16 protein-coding genes and 1 tRNA gene are annotated in these 15672 nt (G+C 68.3%); 13 read left to right on the forward strand and 4 right to left on the reverse strand.

Annotated elements, in window-relative coordinates; all coding sequences use genetic code 11:
• Positions 1-173 precede the first annotated feature (173 nt).
• From ACFPCY_RS13835 to ACFPCY_RS13845, 3 genes are all read right to left on the reverse strand, one after another.
• Complete coding sequence (locus ACFPCY_RS13835; protein ID WP_378254987.1) at positions 174-1850, reverse strand: ATP-binding protein; 1677 nt, start codon at positions 1848-1850, stop codon at positions 174-176.
• Between the two features lie 885 nt (positions 1851-2735).
• Positions 2736-3212, reverse strand: coding sequence for an NUDIX hydrolase (locus ACFPCY_RS13840; RefSeq protein WP_378254989.1), 477 nt, complete (start codon positions 3210-3212; stop codon positions 2736-2738).
• 2 nt (positions 3213-3214) lie between these two features.
• The gene (locus ACFPCY_RS13845) at positions 3215-3961 is read right to left on the reverse strand and encodes a helix-turn-helix domain-containing protein (protein ID WP_378254991.1); all 747 of its coding nucleotides are present in this window, start codon (positions 3959-3961) and stop codon (positions 3215-3217) included.
• A 176-nt stretch (positions 3962-4137) separates the two neighbouring features.
• On the opposite strand from ACFPCY_RS13845, the gene ACFPCY_RS13850 reads away from it, so the two are divergent.
• The 7 genes from ACFPCY_RS13850 to ACFPCY_RS13880 all read left to right on the forward strand — a co-directional run bounded on the left by ACFPCY_RS13850 (position 4138) and on the right by ACFPCY_RS13880 (position 8678).
• The gene (locus tag ACFPCY_RS13850; RefSeq protein ID WP_378254993.1) at positions 4138-4299 is read left to right on the forward strand and encodes a hypothetical protein; all 162 of its coding nucleotides are present in this window, start codon (positions 4138-4140) and stop codon (positions 4297-4299) included.
• 6 nt (positions 4300-4305) lie between these two features.
• On the forward strand, positions 4306-4512 hold the full coding sequence (locus tag ACFPCY_RS13855) for a hypothetical protein (protein WP_378254995.1): 207 nt from the start codon (positions 4306-4308) through the stop codon (positions 4510-4512).
• Positions 4513-4677: 165 nt separating this feature from the next.
• Positions 4678-4869: a hypothetical protein gene (locus ACFPCY_RS13860; protein WP_378254997.1), complete on the forward strand. Its 192-nt coding sequence runs from the start codon at positions 4678-4680 to the stop codon at positions 4867-4869.
• 28 nt (positions 4870-4897) lie between these two features.
• Entirely contained in the window at positions 4898-5236 is a 339-nt protein-coding gene (locus ACFPCY_RS13865; RefSeq protein WP_378254999.1) for a hypothetical protein, read from the forward strand.
• Positions 5233-7029 (forward strand): FtsK/SpoIIIE domain-containing protein, encoded by a 1797-nt coding sequence (locus ACFPCY_RS13870; RefSeq protein ID WP_378255001.1) that lies wholly within the window; start codon positions 5233-5235, stop codon positions 7027-7029. Before ACFPCY_RS13865 ends, ACFPCY_RS13870 begins: the two co-directional genes overlap by 4 nt.
• Positions 7030-7174: 145 nt before the next feature.
• Complete coding sequence (locus ACFPCY_RS13875) at positions 7175-7354, forward strand: helix-turn-helix domain-containing protein (RefSeq protein ID WP_378255003.1); 180 nt, start codon at positions 7175-7177, stop codon at positions 7352-7354.
• 142 nt (positions 7355-7496) lie between these two features.
• Entirely contained in the window at positions 7497-8678 is a 1182-nt protein-coding gene (locus ACFPCY_RS13880) for a site-specific integrase (RefSeq protein ID WP_378255005.1), read from the forward strand.
• 103 nt (positions 8679-8781) lie between these two features.
• Here the strand turns inward: ACFPCY_RS13880 and ACFPCY_RS13885 are convergent.
• A tRNA-Pro gene (locus ACFPCY_RS13885) sits at positions 8782-8858 on the reverse strand.
• A 316-nt stretch (positions 8859-9174) separates the two neighbouring features.
• Between ACFPCY_RS13885 and ACFPCY_RS13890 the strand changes: the two genes are divergently transcribed.
• The 6 genes from ACFPCY_RS13890 to ACFPCY_RS13915 all read left to right on the forward strand — a co-directional run bounded on the left by ACFPCY_RS13890 (position 9175) and on the right by ACFPCY_RS13915 (position 15589).
• Positions 9175-9849 (forward strand): hypothetical protein, encoded by a 675-nt coding sequence (locus ACFPCY_RS13890; protein WP_378255007.1) that lies wholly within the window; start codon positions 9175-9177, stop codon positions 9847-9849.
• A complete protein-coding gene (locus tag ACFPCY_RS13895) occupies positions 9846-11738 on the forward strand; it encodes a SpoIIE family protein phosphatase (RefSeq protein ID WP_378255009.1) in 1893 nt (630 codons plus the stop codon). Before ACFPCY_RS13890 ends, ACFPCY_RS13895 begins: the two co-directional genes overlap by 4 nt.
• Before the next feature lie 75 nt (positions 11739-11813).
• Positions 11814-12995 carry an acyl-CoA dehydrogenase family protein gene (locus ACFPCY_RS13900; protein WP_378255011.1) on the forward strand — a complete coding sequence of 394 codons (1182 nt, stop codon included), beginning with the start codon at positions 11814-11816 and terminating at the stop codon, positions 12993-12995.
• Positions 12992-13768 carry an SDR family oxidoreductase gene (locus tag ACFPCY_RS13905; protein WP_378255013.1) on the forward strand — a complete coding sequence of 259 codons (777 nt, stop codon included), beginning with the start codon at positions 12992-12994 and terminating at the stop codon, positions 13766-13768. The genes ACFPCY_RS13900 and ACFPCY_RS13905 overlap by 4 nt, the downstream gene beginning before the upstream one ends.
• A 13-nt stretch (positions 13769-13781) precedes the next feature.
• On the forward strand, positions 13782-14399 hold the full coding sequence (locus ACFPCY_RS13910) for a TetR family transcriptional regulator (protein ID WP_378255015.1): 618 nt from the start codon (positions 13782-13784) through the stop codon (positions 14397-14399).
• A 35-nt stretch (positions 14400-14434) separates the two neighbouring features.
• Complete coding sequence (locus ACFPCY_RS13915; RefSeq protein WP_378255017.1) at positions 14435-15589, forward strand: acetyl-CoA C-acetyltransferase; 1155 nt, start codon at positions 14435-14437, stop codon at positions 15587-15589.
• Positions 15590-15672 lie beyond the last annotated feature (83 nt).

Below are 15672 nucleotides of genomic sequence, written 5' to 3' on the forward strand. Positions count from 1 at the left end.
CACAGGCGTGACAGGCCGTATCCCGCGAACAAGTTCTCAGGTTCGCGGGGGCATGGGGGCCGCGAGGCCCCCCACTTCGCTCACGCTCAGCTCTGCCGGCGCTCCGGGGCGCGCAGATTGCGCAGTATGGGCACTTCGCCGCATTTTGCGCCCTGGGGCTGCGGGTGACACGCTCACCATGGCACGGTCACTGCCAATAGCTTGCCATCCCCGAGATGGAGCCAGCCACGGCCAGGAATGACAGAGCTGCCCACAAAAGAGCTTCCTATCTTGATTCCGATCAAATCGCCCGCGCCTATTTTTTGGGGTGACAGCAGAAGGCCACGGCAAGCTTTTTGAGCATTTCCTAGCCATCGACCGTATGGCATAATCTTATCTTCATCGCGCCCTACGACTAGTGCCAAACCTTCCTCAAAACCATGCTGCACTATGCCGTTCAGCAGATGCCAAGCATCGCATTCAGCAAGTACTTCGGCATCATCTATTACTATAGCGATCGGTTCCTCGAGAGATGCCACTGACAAGATGTTCTTGAGTTCGTCATGTTTGAGATCGTCTTGCATGAAGCAGGAAATAACCCCATCTCGCTCAGCCAACTCGCGCAGAGGTGACGGCTTGGGGGCGGCTAGTACAAGCTTAGTTCCGGATGCGAGCAGAGCGCGTGCGATGCTCACCAGCGCCGTGGAACGTCCCGACCCACTAGGACCGGCAACCATAAAGACGGGAGCAAGACCAGAGGATAGATCAGCGCCATATGCAGCGGATCCATCGTCTCCTATGCCCGCAAGCGCCCACATTTTTTGCATTACCGGGTCATGCATTGCCCATGCCGCATCGAAGCTAATGCTCGACGGCAAGCTCTCATATATTTTCTGAGCTTGCAATGCATCGTGAGCCGCATCCCAAAGACCAAGCAACAAAACTCGATCATCTAACTGGAGTCTCGCTGCAGAAGCGAAGGCAACGAGCGCCTTACGTTCTGGCAGTTCCTGGCGAGTGCTCCAACGAATCCAGGCGCTTGATGGAACGCCTGTCCGGTCCTCCATTTCACTGAAAGACCACTTTCTCTTCACCCTATTTTGATCGAGGCAGTCGTGTAGGGCACTTAGTTCCAGAGGCGCTGGCGAGTAGCCCCTTTCAAACTCCTTACTTTTCACGCCATAGTAGGTCGCATTCGCTGGCCGTTCTCCCATCCCTTCCATAGCATCAGCCAACTTGGCAAAGTTCTCGCTGCGACGCACCACGCCGAGGAAGATTTCCAACGCATCTTTGTCGTTCCACAAAGCTTGCACCGAATGTATTATCAGCGACTTTAGTGACTCCCATGCATAGTCGAAATGCGTAGCGGACTGGTCGCTCTCGGTAGAAGTGTCAGCATTGGTTGTCGATCCCGTCAATGGCGGTCCATCGGTGTCCCCGTCATCCTGAATCTCTGTTCCTTCGGAGAGGGAGGTCGCACTGTTTGCGGCCTCCGCACTGGCAGGAGCGGTGGAGTTGATCTGACCCTGCATGGGCGCTTGCGCGACCGTTTCTTCGAAAGCCAGTTTCCATAGCCGCTTAAAGCGATCGATTTCGCTGCTCACATCGCCGAGTCGAGCGCTTTCAGCGAGAGCTTCGACAATGAGCTCTAGTCTGCCCAGCTGAGGTATCTCTGCGTTCTGAAAGATATCCAGGACTGCCTGATGATTCACGATCCAGCAGCCTTGATCATCCCGACCGATGCGATTACGAATAAATCGCGCTGACGGGAGCCCTGCGTCCAGTCTCAGATCATGGAGCTGATCATTTAGCTTTTTCAAAATCGGCCGGTCGGGCAACTCCGGCCTCTTCCAGGGGCGAGCGACCGCCATCTTTACCTCAGTGACTCTGCGTCAGATCCTGTACTCAGAAACGCCACCACCTGCACGATGATCGGCCGAATCTGTCAAGCACAGTCAGATCGTAGCCGTTGTTGGTCGATTGCGTCACTGATCGTCTCAAGTTGTCGGGGCCGTCCGTGAGCCCCTCACGCTGGAAGCACGAACCAGTTGGCAGCACACGGAAGGCAGATCACTGTGGAACAGATCAGCGTGCGTCTCGTAGTACTCCTGATGACAGGCACCCTCGTGGTCGCCCTGACCCTGCATGCACCGAAAGTCGGGGCCCCCGTAGTCGCAGCCGCCGCGGTGGTAGCGCTGCTGGCTCAACTCATGGCCCGCGAGTGATGGAGAGCTACCTGCCGGGATGACCGCCTTGGAGACGGGCGCCGTTCGGTTTGGGCCGGGGACCGGCCCGGAGAGGCCGCATGCCCAGCCCGAACCGAACGGCGGCAGCCGCGAAGCGGACACTCTTGACGACGTAGAGAGAGTTCTCATTCGGCGCTGTTGTCGCGGTGGGCACGGGGCATCAGGGGTGAACCTTGCGGAGGGCGTTGAGGGTCTGTTCTGGCAGGCTGACGGCCTGCGTCTAGGCGGTTGTCGATGACGGTGGCTCGCCCACCAGGATGCTGGTGTAGGCGTCCCAGCAGGGAAGCTTCCGCAATGGTCGCGTGGGCGTCTTGGGTCTGCGCCCACGTGATCAGGGCTGCCGAGGTCTTGGCCGCCGAGGCGTTCACCCGCGTTATGAGAGGGCCGCGTAGGAGGCCCAGTTAACAAAGGGGGTGGGCTCGAAGCTCCTTCCGAAGATCGGAAGGAGCTTTCACCTGAAGGCGGCAGGCGGAAAGGAACCGATGACCTATTCGTGATTAGTGGGACGGCTCAGGCGATGATCGGCTTGGTGGAATCCCCAAGGTAGTGGGTGATGCGTAGGCGCATTGAGCGGTCCATCGTGCGAGTGGTCGCTTTGTCGGTGGGGACCCAGGCCACCTCGCGTGACTCGTCGCTGGGCTGGGGCGTGCCGCCGGTCGGTCGGGCTGTGAGCAGTACGGAGAACTCCTGCCTGACCTCGTCGTTGCTCGTGTAGTGGATCAGGTGCTTGGGATCGGAGTAGAGGCCGACGAGGCCGGTGATCTCGCAGTCGATCCCGGTCTCTTCCTTGGTTTCGCGGACGGCTGCCTCGGCGATGGACTCGCCTAGGTCGATCGCGCCGCCGGGGAGTGCCCAGTTCTCGTTGTCGGTGCGGCGGATCATGAGGATCTCGCCGTTGTCGTTGGTGACGACGACGTTGACGGATGGGACGAGGCTGTTGGCTTTGGGGGCGTTGGGGTCGTTGTAGTAGTCGATCCTGCGGCCCATGCTCACGCCTCCGGTGCCAGGGGTTTCGCGCCTTCCCAGACGCGTTCGAAGCTCTCGCGGTAGGTGCTGACGATCTCGCCGCCCGGGATCTTGCGCAGGTGCCAGAACGGCGCGTTGTTGGCGGGGACGCCGTAGACGTGGGTGTTGACGAACAGCTCGTCGTCCGCGAAGTAGATCGAGTTGTAGAGCACGGTGCTGTGCAGCCGGAACTCGACGCCCTCGACGGCGCGGAGCGGCTTGTAGAGCGCGATGACGCTACGGACCTTGGCGGGCATGGCCTCGCCGATTCCCTCGTCCTCGCCGCGCGCGGCAACCTGCGGCGCGTCGGGGTCACCGAGGAGGATGCGGATGCGGACGCCTGCGCGGGCCTTGTCGGTCAGAAGCCGTTGGACGCCGCCGTCTTCGGCGAGGAACAGGCCGCTGTAGACCAAGATCCCGATCTCGGTCTGTGCGTCCGCAAACAGACGTCCCCACGTGTCCCGGGGGACGGCCCAGCGGTGCGGATAGATCGTCACGAGCTCGCTGGTGGACGCGGACGCCACTTGCTCGGTGCTCAGCGCGTCCGGCCACAGGTAGGTCTCATCCACGCCGAGGAACGAAGCCACAGCTAGACGCGTGCGCCGGTACGGCTCGCGATCTTTGGTCACCCAGCGTTCGACCGTCTTGGGATCGACGCCGACCTCCTCGGCGAGCGCGGCGATCGTGATCCGCTTCTGAAGCAGCGCGGCGCGTAGGCGTTCGTTCGGCATGCACCCGTCCGGGACTGGGACGACTCAAGGACGTCTCAGCCTACGGAGACGTCTTGAACACGTCCAGTCATGTGGTGATCTCGTCCCGCCACCTGGGCGCACTCTCGGTCACGTAAGGCACATCACAGCCCGAGCCGCCCCCGCCGGACACCGGGCCTTACGCGAGGGAGACCCCCATGTACTACCTCGGAAACACCCTGGACGGCTGGCAGCGCCGTTGCCCCTGCGGCGCGAACGCCACCACCAGCTACGGCCAGTGCCGCAAGTGCCGCGCCCGCACCCGCTACGCCATCAACCGCCCCCGGCGCTTCGGCCGGTTCTTCCGGACGGGACGGTGATCAACGATGATACTCATCCTCGTCGCCATCGTCGCGGTGTTCTTCGCCGGAAGCGTCTGCGGGATCTTCGCGCTCATCGTCCTCGGCATCCACGCCGAGGAGCGCCGCGCCCGCACCAACCACAAGCCCAGCACCGCCGGAACCGTCTCGCGTCGCCTGCTCACCACCCGCACCGGTGACCAGCCGCCGGCGAAGGTCAAGGTCGGCCGATGAGGACGGCCCGGATGCCGCGCGTCATCACCGGCCACTCCTGCTCATGTGGCGCGCGTATCGAGCCCGGCAACCGGCGCTGTCGCAAGTGCCGTAACCGTGCCCGGTACGCCCGCCGCCGGGAGGGCTCCCGCTACCCCGACCTGTGGAACTGAAGGAGGCCACGTCGTGACCGTCACCGTCCCGCTCGTGGTCCTGGTCGGCGCGGCCGTGTGGGTCGCCTGGCGCTACATCGGCCTGCGGGTCTGGCACTTGGTCCTGTGCCTGGTGTTCGGGTTCCTGCTGGCTTCCAGCACCGCCGCGCCGAGTATCGATCGCCTGCTCACCGGACTCGTCCGGATGGTCACCGCCAAGCACTGACCGCCCCGACCTGAAGGAGGGATGCCCAGTGCCCAAGTCGCCCCCGTCCGCCACGCTCAGCCTCACGGAGGTCCGCGAGAAGAACCGCATCGCCCGAGAGATCATCGCCTACCTCGACGACGCTCTTCCTACGCTGGCCGAGCTGTGGGGGCGTGTCTACGCCGCCCTCGCCGACACCCTGGTGTTGATCGGAGAAGTCAACCGCCTCAACGCCGCCAACCGCCTCCTCCGCGACGACTACGCCAACCTCCTCGCCGCCGCCCGCGCCACCCTCGGCGCGGCTACCGAGGGCACCGACCCCGACCCGCTCTACTACCTGCGCGACGAGGTCACCGCGCAGCAGGAACGCGACCAGGAGGACGCGTGAGCAGCCGCAACGCGCAGATGCGGCGGCACGCGCGCAAGATGCGCCGCAACGGCCTACAGCCTATGGTCGTCATCGACGCCAACGACCGGTTTCCCGACCTGGTCGCCGTGGTCATCGCGCGGGGCATGTGGCGGTACCGCTCCGAACTCACCCCGCCCGCGCTCGCACTGACGCTGTTCCTCGTGGCCGCGTCGCTCCACCCCTCACACACCGCGTGGTGGTGGGGCGTCCTGGTCGCCGCGACGACTGCCGCATGGCTGGTCGCCCTGTTCGGCGGACGCATCGGACTGTCGCTGCGCGCCGAGCGGTACTACGCCGCCGCCGTCATCCTGGCGGCCGGCGGCTGGCTCGCGTCCGCCATCGGCCTCGGAGCGCTGTACGGGCCGCTCCCGCAACTCCTCGCCGCCGAGACCGGCGTCCTTGGCGTCCCGTGGTGGGCGCACCGCAGACGACGAGCCCGGGTCCGCGTCGAGCGGCAACTTTCCGCGTGGCCGGAGATTGCCAAGGACATCGGCCTGCCCGGCTCGCGGCTGCAATCGGCGGTGGTGGACGTGTGGGGATGGCGCGCCCGCTTCGCTCTCGCACGCGGCCAGACCATCCAGGACGCGATCGCCAAGATCCCCGCGATCGAGTCCGCTCTCGGCACCTTCCGGGGAGCCGTCCGCGTCCTCCCGACGCGCGACGACAAGGCCAACCGGTTCGAACTGCGCGTCCTGGACATCGACCCGCACGCCGACGCGATCCCGTGGCCCGGACCGTCCGTGACCACCATCAACGAGTCGATCGACCTCGGACCGTTCGAGGACGCCACGGCCGCCCGCATCCTGCTCCTGCGCCGCCACGGCCTCATCGGCGGAGTGGCGGGCTCGGGAAAGAGCGGCGGGATCAACGTCCTCATGGGCAACCTCACCGCCTGCCAAGACGTCGTGATCTGGGCGATCGACCTCAAGCGCGGCATGGAGTTGCAGCCGTGGGCCTCATGCATCGACCGCCTCGCCACCACACCCGAGCAAGCTCGCGTGCTGCTCCGCGACGCCGTGGCAGTCCTGGAAGCCCGCGCGTCCTGGCTCGCCGCCAACGGCCGCCGCGTCTGGGAGCCGTCCCCGAACACGCCTGCCCTGGTCATCGTCATTGACGAGTTCGCCGAACTCGCCGAGGACGCCCCCGAATCCGCGAGCGACACCGACTCCATCGCGCGGCGCGGACGGGCCGTCGCTGTCCAGCTCATCGCCGCGACGCAGCGTCCGACACAGAAGGCCATGGGACGCGGCGCAGTCCGTTCGCAGATGGACGTAAGGGTCAGCTTCCGCGTCCGTGAACGCAAGGACGTGGACCTCATCCTCGGACAAGGCATGCTCTCCGCCGGATGGCACGCCCACACCCTCAACGCCCCGGGCAAGTTCCTTCTGTCCGCACCCGAACACGACGTCCCCCGACGTGCCCGCGCCTACCTGCTGACCGATGAGACCGTTGCGCGCACCGCCGAGCACCACGCCGACGACCGTCCCGCGCTCGACACGATCTCCCGGACGGCCGTCGAAGAGGCACAAGCGGGCCTCACAGCACCGCCCGCGCCGTCCGGCGCCCCGCGCGACACCGCGGACCCCGACGCCGCACTCATGGCCGTCCTGAGCGGCGCGCCGGACGAGGGAACACCCGTCCAGATCCTGATCCAGGCGACCGGCATGAGCCGCCCGTGGATCTACCAGAGGCTTCGCCAGCAAGCCGAGGCCGGCCACGTCATCCAGGTCTCCCGAGGCCGCTGGCGCGCCACCGACAACCACACTCAGTAACTCGTCTACGTCTACGTCCCGCGCGCCTGCACGTAAGGCGCGCAGACGAGACGTAGACATGCACGAAGAACATCACTCACCGTGACGAACGGAGAATGATGCCCAACCCGACACAGCACCCGAGCACGCGACTCGGGAGAAGGGGGTGAGCGTGCAGGCATACACCGTCGAACAGGTCGCCGAGATCCTCCAGATCGGACGCGACAAGGTCTACGCCCTCATCCGAACCGGCCGCCTCCGCAGCATCAAGATCGGCAAACTCCGACGCATCACCGACCAGCACCTTGCCGAGTTCGTCGCCTCCCTCGAAGACGCCGACCGCTGAGCCCAACCGCCGCCGGGGAGGTTCGGCCACCACCGGCCGAACCTCCCCGAACCGAGGGACGTCTAGGGACGTCTTGGGTTAACGTCCGAGGCGAAGGCCGCGCCCACGCGCCCCCCGCGCGCGGCGCACAAGGAGGGAACTCATGGCGAAAATCATGATTGGCAAGTACGAGGCCACGATCTACCCGGAGGGCAACGGGTTCACCGGAGCCCTCTCCCTGGGCTTCCTGCCGAACGGAAAGCGCAACCGCATCAAGAGGAAGGGGCGTACCAAGGAGATCGTCAAGGACAAGCTCAAGAAGGTCGTCGCGTCACTCGAAGCCGGTATCGAGGACTCGGGAAACTACACAGTCGCCCAGGCCGTAGAGGACTGGCTCTCCAGGGGCCTCAAAGGTCTCGACGCCGACACCGTGAGCAATTACCGGAGCCTCGCCGATACGCACGTGATCCCGTTCGTCGGCAAGGCCAAGCTCGCCGATCTCCGCGCGGACGATGTTGATGACTGGCTCGATGGCCTCACCGAGGTCCTGTCCACCCGCACGCTCCGTCTCGTTCACGGCGTCCTGAAGCGCGCCATCCGGCAGGCGCAGGCGCGTGACAGGGTGCTCCGCAACGTTGCGGAGTTGGTGAAGACTCCGCGGGGGAGGGCCGGGCGTCCGAGCCGGGCGCTCACGCTCGACCAGGCGAACGCCGTCCTGGAACAGGCCAGGTCGTCCCGCCTGCATGCCTATGTCGTCGTGAGCCTGATGACCGGCATCCGGACCGAGGAAGCGCGTGCCCTCCGAAGGGAGCATGTCGTCGTGTGGGACGAGCCGGGCCAGGCGTGGCGTCCGGTGGCCGAGGCCGGGTTCGATCACGCGCGGTTCGCACTGTACGTCTGGCGTTCTGTCCGCAAGCACGGCGACACGAAGACGGAGAAGTCCCGCCGCACGCTGGAACTCCCGACGCCGGTCACCGAAGCGCTCAGGGGGCACCATGCCCGTCAGTCGGCGCAGAAGCTCAAGGCGGGGGAACTCTGGCAGTGCAACGACCTCGTGTTCTGCTCGCCGACCGGGACGCCGCTCGATGCGGCGAACGTGCGGCGGGCGTTCCGGCTCATCACGAAGAGGGTCGGCCTCGGAGAGAAGTGGACGCCGCGCGAACTCCGGCACTCGTTCGTTTCGATCATGAGTGACGGCGGGGTGCCGATCGAGAACATCGCCGACCTCTGTGGGCACTCGTCCACGGCGGTCACGGAAGAGGTGTACCGGCATCAGCTCAAGCCGGTCATCACCAAGGGCGCGGAGGTCATCGACTCCGTCTTCGGTCGCAGCCAGTCCGCGTAGGTCCGGAGTGAGTGGCTCCCTTTTTGGCTCCCCGGCACTTCCCTGAACGGAAGAAGGGCTCCGGAGCGATGCTCCGAAGCCCTTTCTGACCTGGCTTAATGCCTGGTCGGGACGGCGGGATTTGAACCCACGACCCCTTGACCCCCAGTCAAGTGCGCTGCCAAACTGCGCTACGTCCCGGTGTTGCCCCCTCGTTGAGCGGGCGTGATTACTCTAGCGCAGTTCGAGGGGTAGTGCGTACCGGGAAAGCGGGTGGCGGGTCGTGCCGGGTGCGGTGGGGCGGTGGCTCGTCGGCCTCGTCGTGGTGGGCGCGCTCGCCGGGTGTTCGGAGGGTAGGGCGCCTGTCGCGGTGAAGGGTTCTACGAGGGCTTCGCGGAGTGCTGCGTCTACTGGGCGGGTGACGGTGCCTTCGGGGGTTGTGGCCTCTTATGTAATGTTCGCTCGCGGGGGCGTGGTTCTGCAGCGGGAGCCGCATCGGGTGTTCCGGTCGGCTTCGGTGGTCAAGCTGCTGATCGCGCTCGACCAGTTGGAGCGGGGTGATGATCCGCTGTTGGGGCCGATGCTGCGGTCGAGTGATGACGCGGCGGCTTCGGAGTTGTGGCGGCGGAACGGGCGCGGGGCGATCGTGGCGCGGATGGCGCGGAAGATCGGGTTGGCGGAGACCGCGCCGCCGCCGGCGGTGAAGCCGGGGTTCTGGGGGTACTCGGCGCTCAGCGCGGACGATGTCGTGAAGATCTATCGGTATGTGCTGGAGCGGGTGCCTGAGCGGACGCGGGACGTCGTGATGGGGCATCTGCGGGCGGCCACCGAGCGCGGGACGGATCATTTCGACCAGTACTTCGGGATTCCGCGGGCGGCGCAGCGGCCCTGGGCGGTGAAGCAGGGGTGGTCCGGGTTCGGGGAGCCGGACGGGACGATGCCGGCCGATCTCGGGATCGGGCGGCCGGCGCTCCACACGACCGGGGTGGTGGGGGACCGGATCGTGGCGGTGCTCACGTTGCAGCCCGCGGGAACTTCCTTCGAGACGGCGTCTCGGCAGGTCACGGCCCTTACGCGGGAGGTGCTCCGGGCGCCGGAGGATAACCGGACTTTACCGAGATCAGGAATGAGCATCCGTTTACATGGCGTTCGTGACTGTACGGTCGTGAATGTCGTGAGGGGTACCGGGTGACGGAGACGGGTGCGATGCCGATGGGCGCCGAGCTTTCGGGCGTGCGGGACGGGGCGCGTGAGCGTGCCGTCCTGTCCGAGGCGCGGGTCGTGCTCGCCGATCGGCTGGGATGTCCGTCCGGCGAGGCCCTTCAGCATCTGATCTGGCTGGCCCGGGACCTGGATCTCGAACTGGACGAGGCCGCCGCTCTTGTCGTTGAGGGAGATCGGGCCGTCACGGAGACGGCGGACGCGCCGGTGGACCACGTGGGGCGCGGGGCGGTCGTCGCCGAGGCGCCGCCGGAGGCGGAGCCGGTCGCGCAGGAGCTGCTGGCGCGGGTCGCGGACGCGGACACCGCCCAGGACGCCGTGGTGCTGGCGTCGCTCCCCGACGATCCGGGCGCGCGGGCCATCCTGGACGCGTCGCTGACGTCGGCGGCCCATCTGGTCCCGGTGCGCGACGCCGACGGGCGCGTCGTCGACTTCCTGTACGCCCGGCTGAACGACTCGGCCGATGATCTTTTCGAGCGGGCGCCCCACGAGCTCGTGGGGCGGCGGCTGCTGCGCAGCGAGCCGGGGGCGGCGCTGTCCGGGCTGTTCGCGGCTTATGTACGGGTTCTGGAGACCGGTGAGCCGTTCGCGCGGGGGCCGTTCCTCTACACGTCCGCGCAGGACGGCGTGACGCGCGGTTCGCGGATGACCGTCCGGTGCGTGCCGGTGCAGACGGGTGTGGTCGTCTCCTGGCGGTATCTGCGCGGCGAGGACCGGATGCGGTGGCGGCTGGAGCGGGCCGAGCGGCTCGTCGCCATCGGGTTCGGCGAATGGGACCTCGCGACCGGCCGCATCACCGGGTCGCCGCAGATGGCGGCGAACTACGGGCTGGACCCGTCCACCGGGTCGCTGGTGCCGGAGGAGCTCGGCGAGGTGATCCACCGGGAGGACCGGGAGCTGATCTCCGAGGGGCTCCGGACGCTGTTCGCGCGCCGCGAGCCGGTCGAGGTGGAGCACCGGGTCGTCCTGCCGAGCGGGCGGCAGCGGCACCTGTGGGTGTTCGCCGAGCCCGTGCTGGACGCGTCGGGCCGCCCGGTCACGATCAACCTCGTCTCGCAGGACATCACGCGGCGGCGGGGCGTCGAGCGCGCGCTCGCCCGGACCCGCCGGGAGATACTGCGCCAGCAGGCGCTGACGGCGCAGGAGCGGCGCGTCGCGGCGACGCTGCGCCGGGCGATCCTGCCGGACCCGGAGAGCGGCGGCGTGCGCAGGCTGCCGGGCGTGACGGTCGCGGTGCGGTCGCTGGCCGCCGAGAGCGAGGCGCGCATCGGCGGCGACTGGTTCGCGACGCGTTCCCTGCCCGACGGACGGGCGCTGATGGCCGTCGGCGACGCGGCGGGCCACGGGCTTCCGGCCGCCGCCGCGATGGCGCGGATGCGGAACGGCCTGCTCGGCATGGCCTACACGGGGCGTTCCCCCGGACGGCTCGTCGGCTGGCTGAACGATCTGGTCTGCGATCTGGAGCCGGCGTCCACCGGGACGGCCGTCGTGGCGCATTTCGAGCCGCAGTCGCGTTACCTGGAGTGGGCGAGCGCGGGGCACCCGCCGCCCGTCCTGCTGCGGGACGGCAAGGCCGGTCCGCTCTCGGTGGACGCCGAGCCGCTGCTGGGCGCGGCCCCCGAGTTCGAGTACGGGACGAACTCGACGCTGCTGGAGCCCGGTGACGTGGTGCTCTTCTACACCGACGGGCTGGTCGAGCGCCGCGACGCCGATCTGGAGGACGGCATCGCGCGGCTGTCGGAGCTGCTCGCCGAGTGCCCCGACCCCGAGCCGGACGCCGTGCTCGACCGCGTCCTGGAGCGGATCGGCCACGACCGGTCCGCCGACGACACCACCCTGTTCGCCTTCCGCGTCGTCTGACAAAAACCGCGGCAACGCCCACCACGGGTCTTGCCCGGCCATTCTTTCTAACAACCGTTTGGTAGAGTCCGGGGCGTGAACCGGAACGAGACCCCCGAGGACCGCGCGTTCCGCGCCGAGGTCCGCGACTGGCTCGAAACGCACCTGTCCGGCGACTTCGCGCACGCGCGGGGGCTGGGCGGACCGGGCCGCGAGCACGAGGCGCACGAGGAGCGGCTCGCGTGGGAGCGGCACATGGCGCGCGCCGGATGGACGTGCGTCGGCTGGCCGAAGGAGTACGGCGGACGTGGCGCGAGCCTCGAACAGCAGGTCGTCTTCAACGAGGAGTACGCCCTCGCCGGCGCGCCCGCCCGCGTCAACCACATCGGCGAGAACCTGCTCGGCCCGACCGTCATCGCGTTCGGCACCGACGAGCAGCGCGCCCGGTTCCTGCCGCCGATCGTCGCGGTCGAGGAGCTGTGGTGCCAGGGGTACTCCGAGCCGAACGCCGGTTCCGACCTCGCGAACGTCCAGACGCGGGCCGTCCTCGACGGCGGGCGGTGGCGGATCGACGGGCAGAAGGTGTGGACGTCGCTCGCCATGGAGGCCGACTGGTGCTTCGTGGTGTGCCGCACCGAGCCCGGCTCGACGCGGCATCGCGGGCTGTCGTACCTGCTGGTCCCGATGCGGCAGGACGGCGTGGAGGTCCGCCCGATCGTCCAGCCGACCGGCACCTCGGAGTTCAACGAGGTGTTCTTCGACGGCGCGCATACCGACGAGGGGAACATCGTCGGCGCGCCCGGCGACGGCTGGAAGATCGCGATGGCGACGCTCGGGTTCGAGCGCGGCGTCGCGACGCTCGGCCAGCAGGTCGGGTTTCGGCGCGAGCTGGAGGGCGTGATCGACCTGGCCCGGCGGACCGGCGCGATCGACGATCCGCTGCTGCGCGACCGGCTCACCCGGTCCTGGATGGGGCTGGAGATCATGCGGCTCAACGCCGTCCGGACGATGGCGGGCGTGGCGGGCGGCGCGCCGGGGCCCGAGTCGTCCATCTCCAAGCTGGTCTGGGGGACGTGGCACCGCGAGCTGGGCGAGCTGGCGATGGACGTGCTCGGCGCGTCCGGTCTCGTCGCGGACGGCGAGCCCTACGACCTGAACGACTGGCAGCGGCTGTTCCTGTTCTCGCGCTCCGACACGATCTACGCCGGGTCGAACGAGATCCAGCGCAACATCATCTCCGAGCGGGTGCTCGGACTGCCGAGGGAGGCCCGTCCATGACCCCGACCTACGTGCGCGGACACGGGCTGCTCGACGGCCGGACGGTCGTGGTCACGGCCGCCGCCGGCGCCGGGATCGGCGGGGCGACCGCGCGCCGCTGCCTGGAGGAGGGCGCGCGCGTGTTCGTCTCGGACGCCCACGAACGCCGCCTCGCCCAGAGCGCCGAGGACCTCGCGAAGGAGTTCGGCGACGACCGCGTCCACGCCCAGCGCTGCGACGTCACCGACGAGGCGCAGGTCCGGGCGCTGTACGACGCGGCCGCCGAGCGCTTCGGACGCATCGACGTCGCCGTCAACAACGCCGGCCTCGGCGGCACCGCGAACCTGGTCGACATGGAGGACGACCAGTGGACGCGCGTCCTCGACATCACCCTCAACGGCACGATGCGCTGCACCCGCGCCGCGCTCCGCCACATGCGCGACCAGGGCGGAGGCGTCATCGTCAACAACGCGTCGGTGATCGGATGGCGGGCGCAGAAGGGCCAGTCGCACTACGCCGCCGCGAAGGCGGGCGTGATGGCGCTGACGCGGTGCGCCGCCCTGGAGGCCGCCGAGTTCGGCGTCCGGATCAACGCGGTGTCGCCGTCCCTGGCGATGCATCCGCACCTGGTCAAGGTCACCTCGCAGGACCTCCTGGACGAGCTGACCGCGCGCGAGGCGTTCGGCCGCTACGCCGAGCCCTGGGAGGTGGCCAACGTTATCGTCTTCCTGGCCAGCGACTACTCGTCCTACATGACGGGCGAGGCGGTCTCCGTCTCCTCACAGCACCCTTAGGAACCGACGAACGATGAGTCCACGACGGCGCGACGCCGAGGGAACCGCCGCGGCGCGCGCGGAGCGCCGGGCCGAGCTGCTCGGCACCGCGGCCGAGGTCTTCGCCTCGCAGGGGTACGCCGCGACCACGATCCGGCAGGTCGCCGACGCGGCCGGGATCCTCGGCGGCAGCCTGTACTACCACTTCGACTCCAAGGAGTCGATGGCCGACGAGATCCTCTCGACGTTCCTGGACGACATGTGGGCCGCCTACGACCGCGTGCTCGACGCCGGGCTCGGCGCCAGGGAGACCCTCGAAGCGATCGTCGTCGAGTCGTTCCGGTCGATCGACCGGCACCGGCCCGCCGTCGTGATCTACCAGAACGAGTCCAAGCACCTGTCCGCCAGCGAGCGGTTCCACTACCTGAACGACTCGCACCGCAGGTTCGAGGAGATGTGGATCGCGCTGCTCGAACGCGGCGTCGCGGAGGGCGCGTTCCGCGCCGACCTCGACCGGACGCTCGTCTACCGGTTCGTCCGCGACACCGTGTGGGTGGCGGCGAACTGGTACCAGCGCGGCGGACGGCTGTCCGCCGAGGACATCGCCAAGCAGTACCTCGCCATGGTCCTGGAGGGCATCCAGGCCACCTGAACGAGCGAGGCGACCGATTCGAAGGAGACCCCCCGATGGCCGAGGCTTACCTCGTCGACGCCGTCCGCGCCCCGGTCGGGCGGCGCGGCGGCGGGCTGGCCGCCGTGCACCCCGCCGACCTCGGCGCGCACGTGCTGACCGCGCTGGTCGAGCGCACCGGGATCGACCCGTCCGCCGTGGAGGACGTCGTGTTCGGCTGCGTCGACACCCTCGGCCCGCAGGCGGGGGACATCGCGCGGACGGCGTGGCTCGCCGCCGGGCTGCCCGAGGAGGTGCCCGGCGTCACCGTGGACCGGCAGTGCGGCTCGTCCCAGCAGGCGGTGCACTTCGCCGCGCAGGCGGTGCTGTCCGGGACGTCCGACCTGGTGGTGGCGGGCGGCGTGCAGAGCATGTCGCAGATCCCGATCGGGTACGCGATGACGGCCGCCGAGCCGCTCGGCTTCGACCGCGGACCGTTCGTGGGGTCGAAGGGCTGGGTGCGGCGCTACGGCGACGGCGAGGTGTCGCAGTTCGCGGGGGCCGAGCAGATCGCGCGCGACTGGGACATCCCGCGCGAGGAGATGGAGGAGTTCGCCTACGCCTCGCACCGAAAGGCGATCGCCGCGATCGACGAGGGACGGTTCGCGCGCGAGATCGCGCCGATCGAGGGCGTGACGACCGACGAGGGCCCGCGCCGCGACACGTCCCTGGAGAAGATGGCCGGGCTGAAGCCCCTCATGGACGGCGGCCGGCTCACCGCCGCGCTCGCCTCGCAGATCTCCGACGGCGCCGCCGCGCTGCTCATCGCGTCGGAGCGGGCCGTCCGCGACCACGGGCTGACGCCGCGCGCCCGCGTGCACCACATCTCCGCGCGCGGCGAGGATCCGATCCGGATGCTGTCCGCGCCGATCCCGGCGACCGCGCACGCGCTGAAGAAGAGCGGGATGCGGATCGGCCAGATGGACGTCGTGGAGATCAACGAGGCGTTCGCGTCCGTCGTGCTCGCCTGGCTGCGCGAGACCGGCGCGGACCCGGCGCGCGTCAACCCGAACGGCGGCGCGATCGCGCTCGGCCACCCGCTCGGCGCGACCGGCGCGCGGCTCATGACGACGCTGCTGCACGAGCTGGAGCGGACCGGCGGCCGGTACGGGATGCAGACGATGTGCGAAGGCGGGGGCCAGGCGAACGTCACCATCCTCGAACGGCTCTGAGGAGCGGAGCCCCGCCCGGGGATGATCTTCCCGGACGGGGCTCCGGTTCGTAGATCACGACGCCTCCGGCATACTCGGGCGGA

Source organism: Actinomadura gamaensis (genome assembly GCF_042652125.1).
In the GTDB taxonomy this organism is placed as follows: domain Bacteria; phylum Actinomycetota; class Actinomycetes; order Streptosporangiales; family Streptosporangiaceae; genus Spirillospora; species Spirillospora gamaensis.

Coding starts and splice junctions, on each gene's coding strand:
- ACFPCY_RS13855 (WP_378254995.1), top strand. CDS start 4,306: ATGATACTCATCCTCGTCGCCATCGTCGCGGTGTTCTTCGCCGGAAGC.
- ACFPCY_RS13905 (WP_378255013.1), top strand. CDS start 12,992: ATGACCCCGACCTACGTGCGCGGACACGGGCTGCTCGACGGCCGGACG.
- ACFPCY_RS13915 (WP_378255017.1), top strand. CDS start 14,435: ATGGCCGAGGCTTACCTCGTCGACGCCGTCCGCGCCCCGGTCGGGCGG.
- ACFPCY_RS13845 (WP_378254991.1), bottom strand. CDS start 3,961: ATGCCGAACGAACGCCTACGCGCCGCGCTGCTTCAGAAGCGGATCACG.
- ACFPCY_RS13850 (WP_378254993.1), top strand. CDS start 4,138: ATGTACTACCTCGGAAACACCCTGGACGGCTGGCAGCGCCGTTGCCCC.
- ACFPCY_RS13880 (WP_378255005.1), top strand. CDS start 7,497: ATGGCGAAAATCATGATTGGCAAGTACGAGGCCACGATCTACCCGGAG.
- ACFPCY_RS13840 (WP_378254989.1), bottom strand. CDS start 3,212: ATGGGCCGCAGGATCGACTACTACAACGACCCCAACGCCCCCAAAGCC.
- ACFPCY_RS13910 (WP_378255015.1), top strand. CDS start 13,782: ATGAGTCCACGACGGCGCGACGCCGAGGGAACCGCCGCGGCGCGCGCG.
- ACFPCY_RS13835 (WP_378254987.1), bottom strand. CDS start 1,850: ATGGCGGTCGCTCGCCCCTGGAAGAGGCCGGAGTTGCCCGACCGGCCG.